Source organism: Sphingobacterium multivorum, assembly GCF_900457465.1.
Classification (GTDB): Bacteria; Bacteroidota; Bacteroidia; order Sphingobacteriales; family Sphingobacteriaceae; genus Sphingobacterium; species Sphingobacterium multivorum.
Window position 1 is genome coordinate 132,375 of sequence record NZ_UAUU01000008.1, and the last position, 14,044, is coordinate 146,418.

16 protein-coding genes, 1 tRNA gene and 1 pseudogene are annotated in these 14,044 nt (G+C 38.3%); 6 read left to right on the plus strand and 12 right to left on the minus strand.

The window, feature by feature from the left end; genetic code table 11:
- Window positions 1-21: 21 nt before the first annotated feature.
- From DTA23_RS08985 to DTA23_RS09000, 4 genes are all read right to left on the minus strand, one after another.
- Entirely contained in the window at window positions 22-261 is a 240-nt protein-coding gene (locus tag DTA23_RS08985; protein WP_112374479.1) for a hypothetical protein, read from the minus strand.
- On the minus strand, window positions 248-1,066 hold the full coding sequence (locus DTA23_RS08990) for an alpha/beta hydrolase (protein WP_112374480.1): 819 nt from the start codon (window positions 1,064-1,066) through the stop codon (window positions 248-250). The genes DTA23_RS08985 and DTA23_RS08990 overlap by 14 nt, the downstream gene beginning before the upstream one ends.
- 74 nt (window positions 1,067-1,140) lie before the next feature.
- The gene (locus DTA23_RS08995; protein WP_201639388.1) at window positions 1,141-1,716 is read right to left on the minus strand and encodes a Crp/Fnr family transcriptional regulator; all 576 of its coding nucleotides are present in this window, start codon (window positions 1,714-1,716) and stop codon (window positions 1,141-1,143) included.
- A 111-nt stretch (window positions 1,717-1,827) separates the two neighbouring features.
- Entirely contained in the window at window positions 1,828-2,604 is a 777-nt protein-coding gene (locus DTA23_RS09000) for a hypothetical protein (RefSeq protein ID WP_112374481.1), read from the minus strand.
- A 902-nt stretch (window positions 2,605-3,506) separates the two neighbouring features.
- Here DTA23_RS09000 and DTA23_RS09005 point away from each other — a divergent pair.
- The 4 genes from DTA23_RS09005 (at window position 3,507) to DTA23_RS09020 (ending at window position 5,507) form a co-directional block, all read left to right on the plus strand.
- Window positions 3,507-3,899, plus strand: a complete 393-nt coding sequence (locus DTA23_RS09005; protein ID WP_112374482.1) for a hypothetical protein — start codon at window positions 3,507-3,509, stop codon at window positions 3,897-3,899.
- Window positions 3,900-4,509: 610 nt separating this feature from the next.
- Entirely contained in the window at window positions 4,510-4,737 is a 228-nt protein-coding gene (locus tag DTA23_RS09010) for a hypothetical protein (protein ID WP_146753041.1), read from the plus strand.
- A gap of 145 nt (window positions 4,738-4,882) precedes the next feature.
- Window positions 4,883-5,152, plus strand: a complete 270-nt coding sequence (locus DTA23_RS09015; protein WP_112374484.1) for a hypothetical protein — start codon at window positions 4,883-4,885, stop codon at window positions 5,150-5,152.
- A complete protein-coding gene (locus DTA23_RS09020) occupies window positions 5,133-5,507 on the plus strand; it encodes a hypothetical protein (RefSeq protein WP_112374485.1) in 375 nt (124 codons plus the stop codon). Before DTA23_RS09015 ends, DTA23_RS09020 begins: the two co-directional genes overlap by 20 nt.
- Before the next feature lie 17 nt (window positions 5,508-5,524).
- Here DTA23_RS09020 and DTA23_RS09025 read toward each other — a convergent pair whose 3' ends face one another.
- From DTA23_RS09025 to DTA23_RS09055, 8 genes are all read right to left on the minus strand, one after another.
- Window positions 5,525-5,731: a hypothetical protein gene (locus DTA23_RS09025; RefSeq protein WP_112374486.1), complete on the minus strand. Its 207-nt coding sequence runs from the start codon at window positions 5,729-5,731 to the stop codon at window positions 5,525-5,527.
- Window positions 5,718-5,996 (minus strand): helix-turn-helix domain-containing protein, encoded by a 279-nt coding sequence (locus DTA23_RS30290; protein WP_204990729.1) that lies wholly within the window; start codon window positions 5,994-5,996, stop codon window positions 5,718-5,720. The genes DTA23_RS09025 and DTA23_RS30290 overlap by 14 nt, the downstream gene beginning before the upstream one ends.
- The gene (locus tag DTA23_RS26920; protein WP_146753042.1) at window positions 5,947-6,291 is read right to left on the minus strand and encodes a hypothetical protein; all 345 of its coding nucleotides are present in this window, start codon (window positions 6,289-6,291) and stop codon (window positions 5,947-5,949) included. Before DTA23_RS26920 ends, DTA23_RS30290 begins: the two co-directional genes overlap by 50 nt.
- Before the next feature lie 21 nt (window positions 6,292-6,312).
- Complete coding sequence (locus DTA23_RS09035) at window positions 6,313-6,843, minus strand: helix-turn-helix domain-containing protein (protein ID WP_112374487.1); 531 nt, start codon at window positions 6,841-6,843, stop codon at window positions 6,313-6,315.
- A gap of 551 nt (window positions 6,844-7,394) precedes the next feature.
- Window positions 7,395-7,466: transfer RNA gene (locus DTA23_RS09040), tRNA-Lys, on the minus strand.
- A 139-nt stretch (window positions 7,467-7,605) separates the two neighbouring features.
- Window positions 7,606-7,884 (minus strand): lipopolysaccharide assembly protein LapA domain-containing protein, encoded by a 279-nt coding sequence (locus DTA23_RS09045; RefSeq protein ID WP_070561913.1) that lies wholly within the window; start codon window positions 7,882-7,884, stop codon window positions 7,606-7,608.
- A 55-nt stretch (window positions 7,885-7,939) separates the two neighbouring features.
- A complete protein-coding gene (locus DTA23_RS09050; RefSeq protein ID WP_112374488.1) occupies window positions 7,940-10,690 on the minus strand; it encodes a heavy metal translocating P-type ATPase in 2,751 nt (916 codons plus the stop codon).
- Between the two features lie 258 nt (window positions 10,691-10,948).
- The gene (locus DTA23_RS09055; RefSeq protein WP_120334661.1) at window positions 10,949-11,182 is read right to left on the minus strand and encodes a hypothetical protein; all 234 of its coding nucleotides are present in this window, start codon (window positions 11,180-11,182) and stop codon (window positions 10,949-10,951) included.
- A gap of 269 nt (window positions 11,183-11,451) precedes the next feature.
- Between DTA23_RS09055 and fbp the strand changes: the two are divergent.
- Together fbp and DTA23_RS09065 are read left to right on the plus strand one after the other, a co-directional pair.
- Window positions 11,452-12,461 (plus strand): annotated as a pseudogene (gene fbp / locus DTA23_RS09060) (class 1 fructose-bisphosphatase).
- Between the two features lie 114 nt (window positions 12,462-12,575).
- A complete protein-coding gene (locus tag DTA23_RS09065) occupies window positions 12,576-14,024 on the plus strand; it encodes a L,D-transpeptidase family protein (protein ID WP_112374490.1) in 1,449 nt (482 codons plus the stop codon).
- Window positions 14,025-14,044 lie beyond the last annotated feature (20 nt).

Genomic DNA, 14,044 nt, shown 5'->3' on the forward strand with positions numbered 1-14,044 from the left:
TTGTAACACAGAAAACGACTCCTAAAATTTATTTAGGACACATGTGATTTTTGATGAAAATTTGATAACGTTATGTTCTTTTGCGTGACGTTTTGACAACAGATTAAAGGCCAGCAAAAAGAGAAAACCAAACATAAACTGCAGAAAAGTCAACAGACTTGTGTGTATCCCTAAGTGGTTTGCATATTTCACGATCGTTGCGAGTAGTCCATAGCTGCAAGCGCCTGCAGCAACATAGAGTGTCGATCTATAATCCTTCATGTTGAAAGTAGTTTTGAAATAAAGCCAACTGTTGTGATAGTGATTTGCTCCAATAAGCAGTATCGTGTCCGCCTTTTGATTCGATGTAAAGATGCTCGATGTTTTTGTTGGTCAGATGCTTGTGGAATGTACGGTTCATTTCCAGCATTTGCAGGTCTTCCGTTCCACAATCGAGGATATAGCGTTGTTTATTGTGCTTCATTTTATCTTCGTTGCTGTAGATGCGGTCTACATCGTTCAGATTTTTGAAATCGCCCAATACCTTGTCTACCTGATATTGCTGGTAGGCCTGTCCAAAGCGGTCGAAATCAAGTGCGCCGCATGAACTTCCGACGATCGAAAATGTTTGTGGGTAGGCTATGCCGATATGCAATGCTCCGTAGCCACCCATACTCCAGCCCAGTATTCCGCGCGCATTTCGGTTTTGTTGCGTCGGGTAGTGATGATCGATGTAATTGACTAGCTCATTTCCGATAAAGGTGCTGTACTGTGAATGTGGATCGATGGGGCTATCTACGTACCAAGAATTGAAATTTCCATCTGGTAGCACGTAAATAGTCTGAAAAGTTTTTGCTTTTTGGATTAAGTCGGGAATGTCTTCTTGCACTGTACGGGTGGGGTTGCCGCTATAACCATGGAGAATATAAACTGTTTTATAATTGATCCCGTCTTTCATGTCGGGCGTAATTATAATGGTTTCAATGTTTTTGTCCATTTTGGCACTATGGATTTTTGTCTTAACGACTTTTTGTGCCGCCAGTGGTAGGCTAAGGGCAGAAAATAGGAGGGTGTATACTGTTTTCATAGCTTAAAATTTTATCTTTATAAGGCAAAATTCAAGAGTATAATCTTTAAAAACGTATACAGATGTTGATGGAATTATTCTTTTAATTCCTTACGGATGCGGCTTAATTGCGTGGGAGTTACACCAAGATAGGAGGCGATATGATGCTGTTTGAGGCGTTTGAAAAGCACTTGATTCTGATGAAGTTCAAGGTAACGTTCCTTCGCAGATTCCCATTTCAGCTCGATTTCAAGTGGTTCTTTTTTGACCACCCAATTCTTTTCCAGGTAGGCTATCTGAAAGAGTGCTAAATCATGCTTTGTCCGGACAAGCTCACGGAAAGCCTTGGCAGAATACTGAATCAACTCAACATCTTCGAGTGCAACGATGTTGAACGCGCTCGGTGTTTCTGTGATGATGGCGGCGGTGGAAGCACAAAAGCTATTTTCTTCAAAAAACATTTTATAGATGGTATTACCATCAGCGTCTAATTTATAATAGCCTAATAATCCTTTGCAGATAAAATAATAGTACTTGGCATATTCTCCAGCACGTAGAATATGTTCATTTTTTTTGAACTGCTTCACCTGAAAGATAGTTTTCAAAATGTCTGTTGTTTCTGCACTGAGCGCAGCATAAGTATTCATTTCGAAGAGTAGTTTTTCTATCATCTGGGGCAATTGTTTTTGTACATGCTGGTCTGTCTTATTAACAAAGTTAGTGAAATGACAGCTGCAATAGTGTCTTTACGGACTGTAACCTGGAAATTAATGATTTTTACACTAGTCTTTGATGTAATACTCTGTTCCATTTAAGCCGACATAGATTTCCTTATCGAGGTCACCGCGATAGCCAATAAATAGCGGATACTGCTGTTCACGTAGTGGATTATTGTAAAGTTCCTCGATATTCGCATACTTTGCTTTAACAACGATCTGATTGGTTTCGCTATTTTTTATTCCCTTCAGTAAAGTGTGTTCACTGGTAAAATCTATGTAGGGTATTTCTTTTCGTTTGGGCTGAAAAACCAATTTAACACCTTCTTCAATCAACTCCTTGTTTTTTGTTCGAAATTCCTGAATGGATTGCTCGTCCGGAAATAGTTGTTTTCCGTTCCGGTTGTCTCTGATGTGTTGAAAGAGTGTGTTTTGATCTATGTTGTCGCTATAATAAACAGTTGAATTTTTGTAGAGATAAATTGTTGTTTCACCTGTTTTAAAATCGGCACCATTGTATTTATATACTCGTGCACCCTTTTTATCGATGCGGTATCGCTCACCATTGAATAGAACCCAGGCATAGTCTGCTGTTCCATATTTAATGATCTCGGCATTATTCACATGGAAAAGTTGGAAATTGTAATCAGCCTCGAATAATTCTGCCTTTTCAAAAAGCGCTTTTATCTTAATGTTTAGCGATTTGTCAGAGTAGCCATATAAGCTGTTCTGCATGAGTGTCGGAATTAAATCAGGATACGCCAAATCTGTTGAGGCTAATTTATCTTGGGCATGAGCAGGAATACATAAAAAGGTTAGAAGAAGTAAAACAAAATTTTTCATCCGTTGTGCTATTTAATGTGCCTAACAAAGCTATTAAATTAGCTCTGTAAAAAAATCAATGGAAATAGTGATTTTTAATATTGCTGAGCCCCGAAAGGATCGAACCCGGCCGAACTTTTTTTTCGAATCCTAATAGCTTTTAAAACAAAAAAAGCTAATCTTGCGATTAGCTTTTCTTTTGTGATCCCGCTGGGACCATATCTTGAACTACATAAGTAGTTGAAAATCAAAGTTTTATTAGGTTAAATATTTTGATGTCCACTATTTATGACCACCATATAATTTGAACTTAAATGAACGATTTTGGCTAAATCCTTAGCTTCGGAGTGCAAATATAGATTGATGTTTTGAGATGACAAAATTTAAGGCTAATTATTTTTATAATTTCTGGTGGTCATTGAAAGCAATCCATGGTGGTCATCTGGTGGCCATCTAATTATTGTGGTAATATTTCAGCGACAAAATTATTGACTTAAGGGCCTTTTTAAATAAAAGATTTCACTTTAACACAGATGACTCTAGTGATGAAAGCCCGTTTAAAACCCTATAAAATTTGTTGAATGAATAGCAGATTACTCTTTGATGAATAGGAACAGACGCTGGATGATCTCAATGTTGCACTTTGCTAATTTTATTTCAAACCTTAAAGATTAAAAGTAACTTTATAATTTACCTATAAACAATAGTATAGTTCTGATATAGTTAATAATCCAAACAAACGCCCCGGCGAAGAGGCCGCTATAGGGGGGTATGGTTTTCAATACACAATCTTTGCTACAGAAATTTATAATGCATTACTAAATGACCAGAATGAATTAGAGTGGGTTGAGTTTGCCAGCAGTGAAGCCGGAAAACTTGATGATGTATTAATTGGACTGAAAAATACAGTTCTGGCTTTCCAAGTGAAAAGTCTCAATACTTCAACATTTTCTTATTCAGGTTTCATTACACAAAACATTCTTGAGGGAATGGTGGAGGGATGGGAAAAGCTAAAAGATCAGAATCCTGATAAGACCATTGATGTGAGGTTTATTACTACACAGGCGGCTTCAAAGAATGACAAAATAGAAGCTTATTCCGGAGCTATAAAGCCATCCTTCTATGATTTTATCAATAATCTATGGGAACCTATCAAATCTGGAAAGTATACTAATGGGAATCAGTTTATTGGCAAACCAATTCAATTGACAATAAAAATAAACATCATGATTCTGAAGCAGGCTGCGGTTGGTATGTCATTTTATACGAAAGGGGGCATGAGAGATTTAAGAAAATTATTGAAGATCACAAACTAGAACTCTATCACCATAAAAAGGTATCACGTCACATGAGGGGAATCCGTGAACGCCATAATGAGGAGATAAATAACAATTTTTCTATTTATGATGCATCTAAGGTTACTTTGTAATTAACCCCTTTTCCTATTTTAAAACACTCCAGTTTTTAGGAAATACGTCAAATATTCTGACGTACTCTTCTATTAAAATAGTACAAAGGTATTTTGCTTCAGTCATATAAATTGCGATAAGTAACATCAAAAACAGTACAAAAGTTAGTAATACCCAATTCCTCTTTGATTAGCATTTTATTGATCTTTACAGTACTATGATAAAAGTAATGATTATTGAAAATAAGCCTGATTATCAAAACTACTTTAAAACCATTGTAAATATAATCATTTATCATTTAATTGTATTGGTGTTTTCTAGAGGTAAGGCTAGTGTTGATGGAATTTTTAATCTTAAACTAGTTATTGAATTATAGATCAAAGAGATTATTTTTATATCAAATGCATTGCTGTTATGAGTATTTTTATTCGAACACTCCTATATTCCCCATTTATATTATTCACCATGCTATGGAGTAGCTGTACCAACAGAAAAGGGTATAAAATGTTACGTGGATTTGGAAAACCAAGTAGCTAAACCTGACGAAAAATTATTTTATGCTTTTTATGGAAGTATTCGTCATAAGGCAACAAGTGCAACTCGAATTGAAAGTACTTTGACACTAAAATATGATTTAACTTTTCACAAAAGTTATAAAGAATACAATGTATTCCTTTCTCCAAATACAATCTTGGATACAGATGATTACCATGGTTGTAGTGGAGCACCCATTATTGATAAATGAAGGAAAGTTTGTAGGTCTTGCCACAGCAGTAAGAAAAACACAAAAATGATTTATGCACTTAAAGCAGAGGATATTTTTAATATTTGAATGCTTTATTGCTACCGAAGATAATAATTGATTATACAAAATTTGAAAATTAAAAATAATGGATAAACTGGATGATGAGCTTGTAAAATTTGCGTATCAAAAAATTGAATTTAAACTTGCTAATTTTGATCAGATCAAAAGGTCTTGTACCACCAAACTCAATAATAATTTAGATTTTATTAGGGAAGAAGCTTGTAAATCGATATGTTTTGGACTATACCAAGGAGCTATTGGTCTGACCAACCATTTAATAGAATCATTTTTAAGATTGAATTTAGCAATCCGTGAAAGTAAAGCTACGGAATACAATGAACATTCATTTAATTGAAATAAACAAAAATTTTTTAAATCGCTCATCTGACGAATTTGGAAAATTAATAAATAGTGCAAAGTCACTTGGATTAATTACAAAAGACCAAGCAAAGAAAATTGACAAATACCGTGTAGATTGGCGTAATCCGTTTAGTCACGGTTCATCGCATCAATTGTTGAAAAATTCTGGAACTGTAAAAATGTTTAGTACTTCTATATCCGGAATAAGCGAGGTTAAAGATGTTGAAATTCAAGGACATTATCAGCTACATGGATTTATGCAAGCAGCAAAAGCAGCAAAGGAGGCAATACCGTATTTTAATTTTGTAGACAATCTAATAATAGACTTCTATGAAAATTTAAAAAAATAATAATATAAAGTATAATTTCATTTACTTAATATCCACTGCCAAGCTAGTGTTTTCCAATTGCTAATCGGTTGACCTTTAGGGTTTTTCCATGTTAGAGATTGATAATGATCATAGAATTCAGAGGCGTAGTGGTCATCCTGACCGTAATAGGAAAAATAGATTTTAACATGAAACAGGTCTGGAGGAATTTCTTTCCCCAGACCTGTTTTTTTATTTTCTGCCATTTAAATTACTCCTTTCTTCCAGCATTTTATGTACTGCTTTTTCGTTGTAATAGATTGTTCTGCCAATTTTTGTAAATTCAATTTTATTACTATTTCTGAGAGTCTGTAACGTTCCTGGGCAGAGGTCTAAGATCTTGCGAACCTCTTTAGATTTTATCCATTTGGTTTTCGGCTCATTTGAAAATAGCGTTTTTAATAGTTCAATAAGCTCTACTTTAAATTCCAGTAGATCCTGATAAGTAATGAATCTGTCTTCTCTGTTCACTTTTTACCTCCTGTTTCATGCTTACCATTGATGGTACTTTTGTTGATTGTGATGGATAATATTCGATATAGTTCTTTTCCTGTAGGTACTTAATTTTCATGTAGTAAGTGCCAGGGCTAAAGATTTTTGCCATTTGCATAATCTCGGATGTATTGATGGCAAATACGCTAGTTCCTGCTTCAAGGGATTTGGCATAGAGTGCGTAGAATAATGCCAGATGACAGCTATCGATGATATTATCACTCTTAGTTTTTTCAATGAAGTTCTTTAGGACTAAATACTGCCATTGATACATTATAACCTCCTTTTTCTGCCGTTATTCCAGACAGGCCACAAATATCTCACAATTTATGATCTCACCGGTATTACCATCGATAAAATGAAGCTTCTTGCCGGAAAAGTCGATATAAAGTTTATCTGCTGGCGTATGTTCCATGACCATCGAGCTGCGCTTCTGTACTTTGAGATATTGCCCCAGGTGGAAACAGAACTGTGAAAGTTCATAGCCGTCCGACACGCTCTGCTTATATTCTTCCCAAAGAAGTTTACGGGTAACACCGGGACGGCCGAGTTCTTGCTGAAAATAGGAAAGCCGCTCTTTGAAATCCTCAAACCGGGCATCACGATAGGCTGGATTACCGGCATTCAGAAGCCCGTCGAGAATCGGATCCTCCAGTTCCAGCAGCTCGTTCATGTTGAGCTTTGCCTGACCGATCTTGAAAAGATAGGTCTTTACGGTGTTCTTACTCAGTGATAAACAACGTGCTATCGCTTTTATGGCATAGCCCTGCTGTTTCAATCTTATCAATTGTTTTATCTGACTCATGGGTCTTGATTTACCGGCCATTGGAATAACTCTTAAAAATCTTATCCCAAATAAATCAAAATAACCAAGGGGTCAAGATGCTCCGGAATTAGACCCCATATTATTTTTGAGGGTCAGTATGATCCGGAATAAATCCATCTAAATCTTATTAGGGGGTCAACATCTGCCGGAATGGCATGCGATAACTCAATGGAATCGCGCATATACTCCGGTGCAAAGTGCCGGAATCATGGGGTCAATTTACTCCGGAATATGCACCTAAAACAGCTACGATTATAAATGTAGTTTTTAATTTCTAGACTTGGTTCTTAAAATAATGGGAAGTAAATCCAGTTCATGTTGATTTTTTCCATTTCTACACAATTAGAATTAACAATAAAATTGCTAAGCCTTATCAGCCATTCTCACGTAAAATCAAATCCGTGGTGGTCAAATGTAGATCATAAAGATGACCACCACAATGACCACCATATGAAACTGGTTAAGATGAACTTAAATAACCTAAAAATTAGTACTTTGAAGGGAAGAAGATATAGATTAAACTAAAAAAGGCACACCTAAGTGTGCCTTTGTGATCCCGCTGGATTCGAACCCAGGACCCATACATTAAAAGTGTATTGCTCTACCAGCTGAGCTACGGAATCTTACTTCTTTGTTTTTGAACTACCGTTCCTTGTTGAAGTGATGCAAAGATAGGGTTAATCCCTATTCCACGCAAGTATTTGTGCCATAAAAATGCGCTACAGCTGTTTAGGGCTTCATTTTTAGTGGTTTATTTTTCTTTTAGGAGAGGAATTCTCGATCTTCATCCGATAATTGAGGTTTTTTGTGATCGTTTTCTTCTTCCGATTCGTCTATTTCTTCCTCTTCATACGCCCGCTGTTTCTTTTTTCCGATTTTCAATAGAGATACAAATACAATTCCCGCAATAAAAAAGGCCAATAGTAGCTTCCATAGTGCCACTTGCGATTCCCCGATAAAATTGAGCTGCACCGATTGCGGGTTCTTGACACAGACAACTGTGATGATAACCGTAATTAAGATTAAAAAGATATTACGCATGTTACTGTAAGCTATATGTCGTTATTGTAGCAGCGAATATAGGGAATATCTGTTTTTAATCGATATCGATCTTTGCACGATTTAAGCGCAAAGAATTCAAAATAACCGAAACGGAACTAAAACTCATTGCGGCAGCTGCTATCATGGGTGACAAGAGAATTCCGAAAGATGGATATAGCAGGCCGGCTGCCAAAGGAATTCCGAGTATATTATAGACGAAAGCAAAACCCAGGTTTTCCTTAATGTTACGAAGCAATTTATGACTCAGTACTTTTGCTTTGGCAATTCCGGTCAGGTCTCCTTTCAACAAAGTCAAAGAAGCACTTTGTATGGCAACGTCAGTACCCGTACCCATGGCAATGCCGATATCGGCTTGAGCAAGGGCAGGGGCATCATTGATACCATCACCAGCCATAGCCACCACATGTCCTTTTTGCTGTAACGCATGAATTTCCTGCAATTTATCTTTGGGCAAGGCATTGGCTTTGAAATGCTTGATGCCAACTTGATCCGCCACAGCCCTTGCCGTATGGATATTATCTCCCGTCAGCATAACGACATCGACTTTATGCTGTATAAGATATTGGATTGCACGCTTCGAAGAGGCTTTTATTTGATCTGAAATACTAAAATACCCCAATAAGCTACTGTCTTTTGCAAGGAAGGATACCGTCTTTCCATGGGATTGAGCAGTTTCGGCCATCTGCTTCATATCATGAGGAATTGTTATGCCGATAGACTCCATCAACAATTGATTGCCCAGTGCTATGCTATGTCCAGCTATATTTCCCTTGATTCCTTGCCCGGCAACATTTTCAAAATCGGAAACTGCAAGGTCCGTTTTACTATTTTCCTTTTTTGCCCTTTCAATAATAGCATGACCTAATGGATGTGTGCTATTGGCGTTTAAAGCGGCAGCCAAAGATAATATCTCGTCTTTGCTGCTGGAAGAGTTTGGCTGAATATCATCAACGGTGGGTTTTCCTTCGGTGATGGTACCTGTTTTGTCTGTTAGAACCACATCCACTTGGTTCATTTTTTCCAGCGCACTTGCATCTTTGATCAGGATCCCATGTTTGGCCCCTTTGCCGACACCCACCATGACAGACATCGGTGTAGCGAGTCCCAAGGCACAGGGGCAGGCGACAATAAGTACGGCAAGTGCATTGGCAAAGCCGAATGCTAAGGAAGCGGAAGGAACCCAAAGCCACCAGGTAAGAAATGTCAAAATTGCAATAATGATGACAATCGGGACAAATATCTCGGATACTTTATCCGTTAATCGTTGAATGGGTGCCTTGCTTCTGCTCGCATCATTGACGAGTTGAATGATCTGAGCCAGTAGTGTGTCCGAACCGATACGCTCTGCTTTCATGAGGAAACTGCGGTCGCCATTGATTGTTCCCGAACTAACATGATCTCCTTCTTGTTTTTCTACCGGAATAGGTTCACCCGTCAGCATGGATTCATCAATGTTACTGTTGCCATCCGTAATCTGCCCGTCAACGGGGATTTTGTCCCCGGGTTTTACTTTGAGTATATCTCCGAGTTGAATTTGATCTATGCCGATCTTTTTATCTATTCCATTTTCTACGCGCGTAGCTTCGGAAGGGCTCAGCTTGATCAGCTCTTTGATTGCCGAATTGGTTTTGGAATGTGCTTTGGCCTCCATCACCTGGCCTAATAATACCAAAGTCAATATGACGGTAACGGATTCGAAGTAAAGTGCAATGTAGCCATGGTGATTTTTTAATTCAGCAGGGAATACCTGCGGAAAAAATAGGCCAACCAAACTATAGACAAACGCAGCTCCAGCACCAAGTGCAATCAGGCTAAACATATTAAGGCGCCAGGTTTTGAAAGATACCCAGCCCCGTTGAAAAAAAGACCAGCAGGTATAAAAAACAACTGGCAGGGATAAAGCCAGCTGAACCCAACCAGACCAACTCGGCGAAATGATTTTACCTATTGGATTACCGGGAAGCATTTCACCCATGGAAAGTATAAAGATCGGGACCGTAAATAGGATAGAGACCCATAATTTCATGCGTAGATCACGATATGTGTGATCGTCGGCCTCATCATTCCCATTGGCTATAGGCACAAGGTCCATACCGCATATAGGGCAATTTCCAGGATGATCTTGTACAATCTCAGGATGCATAGGACAGGTATATTGAAGATCTGTCTTTAACATGGGTACCTTTTCCAGATTCATGCCGCATACCGGACAGTTTCCGGGTTCGTTATAGCGTTTGTCTCCCTCACAATGCATCGGACAATAGTATTGATCAGCAGACGTATGACCATGTGCTTTGTCAGGTGTAGATATTGTCTGTGATTGATGTACCGTGGCATTTGACTGAGCGGAATGATTGTGTTGCTGTTCGTGTTGGATATGCAAGGTCGCTGCATGCGCAGTATGCAGCTTATTTTTAATTGCTGTTTCTGCATCGAGCTTCACCAAATGCATACCACAAATCGGACAATTTCCTGGCTGGCTGTACGTTTTTTCACCTTCGCAATGCATGGGGCAGCCATATCTCTCCGAAGTTTGTGCTACAATGTGTTGATCGGACTGTACATCACCCTGATGCTTATGTATTTCGCTGAGTTGATAAGGACCTAATTTTGATATTATTTCCTGTAATTGCTGTAACGGAATATGTTTCTGGGATGTTACTGTCATGCTTGGCGGGTTTAAAGTTACCTCGGCATGAACCCCAGGAAGCTCATTCAATGCATGTTCGATTGTGGTTCTACATCCATCACAGGACATTCCCGAAAGTGTATAGTGGTGTTGCATAGCGTTGTCTTTGTTGCCTAAAGTTAAACGTTATATCGAGGTGATTTTTACATTTTTACCGGGTTTTCTTGTAAAATTTCCCGTTGATAATATGTGCTTCCGGTTTGCTCTCATTTTCTAGGTCGAACCAGCGTTATAGTCTTCGGAAGACGGAATATGGTGTAAAAAAAACAGCGAAACTACGCTATGATAAACACAAGCGAGCTATGTTTTGTTTGCTCTGGGGATAGGTATGAGGATAGGGGAATTTCCCTTTGATTAAGCCAGTAGCATTACTTGGGGATGTTTGATCAAGGTATTGATGGTTACTTGTTCTTTCAGAACTGCTTCGTGAAAAGGCGCCGGGATCATCAATTTAAATGTTTTTTTTGTGGTTTTGATTACAAATAAGGCACCGTGAACGACCTGTTTATCATCTATGATCAAGGTGTACTGTTTTGCCGGCTGATTGCCTAATTTTTCCTTTTCGATGAGTTGTATAAGTTGTTGCATTGTATCAGAATATTTAGCCAAAATTACCAAATACTTAGCATTTATTGTTTTTTTTCTAATCGTTGCTATTTGAAATTTATCCAGTGCATTCAACCTTTTATTATTTTTTTAATAGCTAATAATCGTTTTAGCAAAGAAGAGATTTCAAAACATAGCGCAATCGATTGCGTATTTAGTCTGCTAAAATGCTAAATATGAGAAGGATGTATTTGCTAAAGTTTGTTTAACTTTTTTAGCTTTGTGCAACAAATATCCAATAAAACAACATTATGAGTGGTATAACTACACTAGGTCAATTTATCATTGAAAAACAGGCCGATTTTCCGTATGCTAAAGGGGAGCTTTCCAGACTACTGCGCGATATTGGAATCGCAGCAAAAATTGTAAATAGAGAGGTTAATAAAGCGGGATTGGTTGATATTTTAGGCGATGCAGGCCAGGTCAATGTGCAGGGCGAGGGACAAAAGAAACTGGATGTTTATGCCGATGAGCAGTTTATCAAAGCGCTTCAAAGTGGGGAGAATGCTGTGTAGTTGCCTCAGAGGAACATGAAAATCCAGTGTATATCCAATCAGGGGTTTCCAAAAATGCGAAATATATTGTGTGTATTGACCCACTGGATGGCTCAAGCAATATCGATGTTAACGTATCTGTGGGGACGATTTTTTCCATTTATCGACGAATTTCTGATACGGGTGTTTCTTGTAATAGCAATGATATTTTACAGCATGGAACGAAACAGGTCGCTGCAGGTTATATAATCTATGGTAGTTCAACCATGTTGGTGTACACAACTGGAAAGGGCGTAAACGGATTCACATTGGATCCTTCGATCGGCGAGTTTTGTTTATCCCATCCTGATATGAAAATTCCGGCTTCGGGTCAAATTTATTCGATTAACGAAGGAAATTATTCTAAATTTCCAAACGGCGTTAAGCAATATATCAAATATTGCCAAATGGAGGACAGTGCAACGCAACGCCCCTATGCGTCACGGTATATCGGCTCAATGGTGGCCGATATTCACCGTAATCTCCTCAAAGGGGGTATCTTTCTTTATCCAACGACTTCTGCGCACCCTAATGGTAAGCTAAGATTGATGTATGAGTGCAATCCAATTGCCTTCATCATTGAGCAGGCAGGGGGTAAAGCTTCGAATGGATCTCAGCGCATACTAGATATTGAGCCAAAAACTTTGCACCAGCGATCAGCAGCTTTTTTGGGCAATACCGATATGGTGGAATTGCTGGAAGATTTCCTGAAAAAATACAGTGATTGATTCTGTAGTGATTCAATGACAGGTAAGATTCTTTAGACAATAAGAATTATTTATCTTTGTCCTCAGAAAATGGCTTCATTATTGCGAAGCCATTTCTTTTTCACGATTTGTAATATGTTACGATTTTTAGTTTTTATTTCATTTGTTTCAGTAGTATTTTTTTCTTGTAAGGATAATCCTCCGACTTATGGCGATGTATTGGCGAAAGAGTTTGAAAATAAGTCCTATAAGGATTTTGACACAGCAGCTTATGTAAAAGTCTTCCGTGAGGTGTATGGCAAGGAAAAATCTCAATTGGTTAATCCAAGCTGGATGAAGGAATTATCGGATTCTACTGAAGGGATGACTTTAATTGCCGAACACCTTTTTGATGGTAGTATCGACACCATGTTAACTTACTTTGAGCGTAGTGATGCACATGGTATTCGAGCTAGTTATTTCCATACAACTGCGATTAAGGAAACATTATCTTCGCTTCGAAAACTGAAAAGCAAAGATGTTGCTGAAGTTTATCCATTATTGGCCAAACTTGACTTATTGAGTACTGATGGGCTCGTGGCTTATATCAGCAGCATAAAATATGGTGTCGTCAACCCCAAACGCCTTTATGGAAGATATTTCGTTCCTCAAAAGCGTATGAGCTATGGTAAAGTTGTACAAATGCTGGATAGTGTAAAAATTGGAACTGTGTTGACCGATATCCAACCTAAAAATCAGTATTACACCAGGTTTCAGGATTTATTGGAAAATGGCAACCTAAACAGTGCACAACGTAGCCAGGTGTTAATGGTATTGGAAAAATTGCGCTGGATGGGAGATGCTTTTCCGGAGAAATATGTATTTGTGAACATACCTGAACAACGGTTACATATTATGGAAGAAGGGAAGACAAGTCAACTGATGAATGTGTGTGTCGGTGAAACTGATAATCCGGCTTATACGCGAAAAGGTGAGAACCACGAGACACCTGTCATGCAAGGGGTGTTGGATGCCATGCAAGTAAATCCTGTATGGAATATTCCAAGCAGTATTGTCAAGAAAGAGTTATTGTCAAGCGTTCGAAATAATCCAAACTATCTGGCTTCGCGTAATATGGTAGCCTACTACAAAGGTAAACAAGTGGACCCTGCAACGGTCAACTGGAATTCGGATTCTGTGGAGAATTTTCGTTTTAAACAAAATCCTGGTTCGGATAATTCATTGGGGAATGTGAAGTTTTTGTTTGAGAACCCCTATTCCATTTATCTGCACGATACGCCTGCAAAACAAATGTTTGGGCAGAGTAATCGCGCCGTGAGCCATGGTTGTGTGCGTGTTGAAAAACCCGTTGATTTGGCGTCTTACCTTGTCAATAATGAAAAACAGGCCGAAAAAATTGCAAAAGAAATTACCACAGATTCGATCTCAAAATCACGTTGGGTAACACTTAAACGGCAGATGCCAGTTTATATCACCTACTATACAACCTGGTTGGATGACGAAGGAAAAATCGTTACGTATCCGGATATATATGGTTATGATCCGCGTTTGAAGGAAGCGTTAAAGAAATATTGGACAAATTAATCAAAAAGGCTTAACTCATT

Coding starts and splice junctions, on each gene's coding strand:
- DTA23_RS09035 (WP_112374487.1), bottom strand. CDS start 6,843: ATGGCCGGTAAATCAAGACCCATGAGTCAGATAAAACAATTGATAAGA.
- DTA23_RS09065 (WP_112374490.1), top strand. CDS start 12,576: ATGTTACGATTTTTAGTTTTTATTTCATTTGTTTCAGTAGTATTTTTT.
- DTA23_RS08990 (WP_112374480.1), bottom strand. CDS start 1,066: ATGAAAACAGTATACACCCTCCTATTTTCTGCCCTTAGCCTACCACTG.
- DTA23_RS08985 (WP_112374479.1), bottom strand. CDS start 261: ATGAAGGATTATAGATCGACACTCTATGTTGCTGCAGGCGCTTGCAGC.
- DTA23_RS09025 (WP_112374486.1), bottom strand. CDS start 5,731: ATGGCAGAAAATAAAAAAACAGGTCTGGGGAAAGAAATTCCTCCAGAC.
- DTA23_RS26920 (WP_146753042.1), bottom strand. CDS start 6,291: ATGTATCAATGGCAGTATTTAGTCCTAAAGAACTTCATTGAAAAAACT.
- DTA23_RS09045 (WP_070561913.1), bottom strand. CDS start 7,884: ATGCGTAATATCTTTTTAATCTTAATTACGGTTATCATCACAGTTGTC.
- DTA23_RS09000 (WP_112374481.1), bottom strand. CDS start 2,604: ATGAAAAATTTTGTTTTACTTCTTCTAACCTTTTTATGTATTCCTGCT.
- DTA23_RS09055 (WP_120334661.1), bottom strand. CDS start 11,182: ATGCAACAACTTATACAACTCATCGAAAAGGAAAAATTAGGCAATCAG.
- DTA23_RS09020 (WP_112374485.1), top strand. CDS start 5,133: ATGAACATTCATTTAATTGAAATAAACAAAAATTTTTTAAATCGCTCA.
- DTA23_RS09050 (WP_112374488.1), bottom strand. CDS start 10,690: ATGCAACACCACTATACACTTTCGGGAATGTCCTGTGATGGATGTAGA.
- DTA23_RS09015 (WP_112374484.1), top strand. CDS start 4,883: ATGGATAAACTGGATGATGAGCTTGTAAAATTTGCGTATCAAAAAATT.
- DTA23_RS08995 (WP_201639388.1), bottom strand. CDS start 1,716: ATGATAGAAAAACTACTCTTCGAAATGAATACTTATGCTGCGCTCAGT.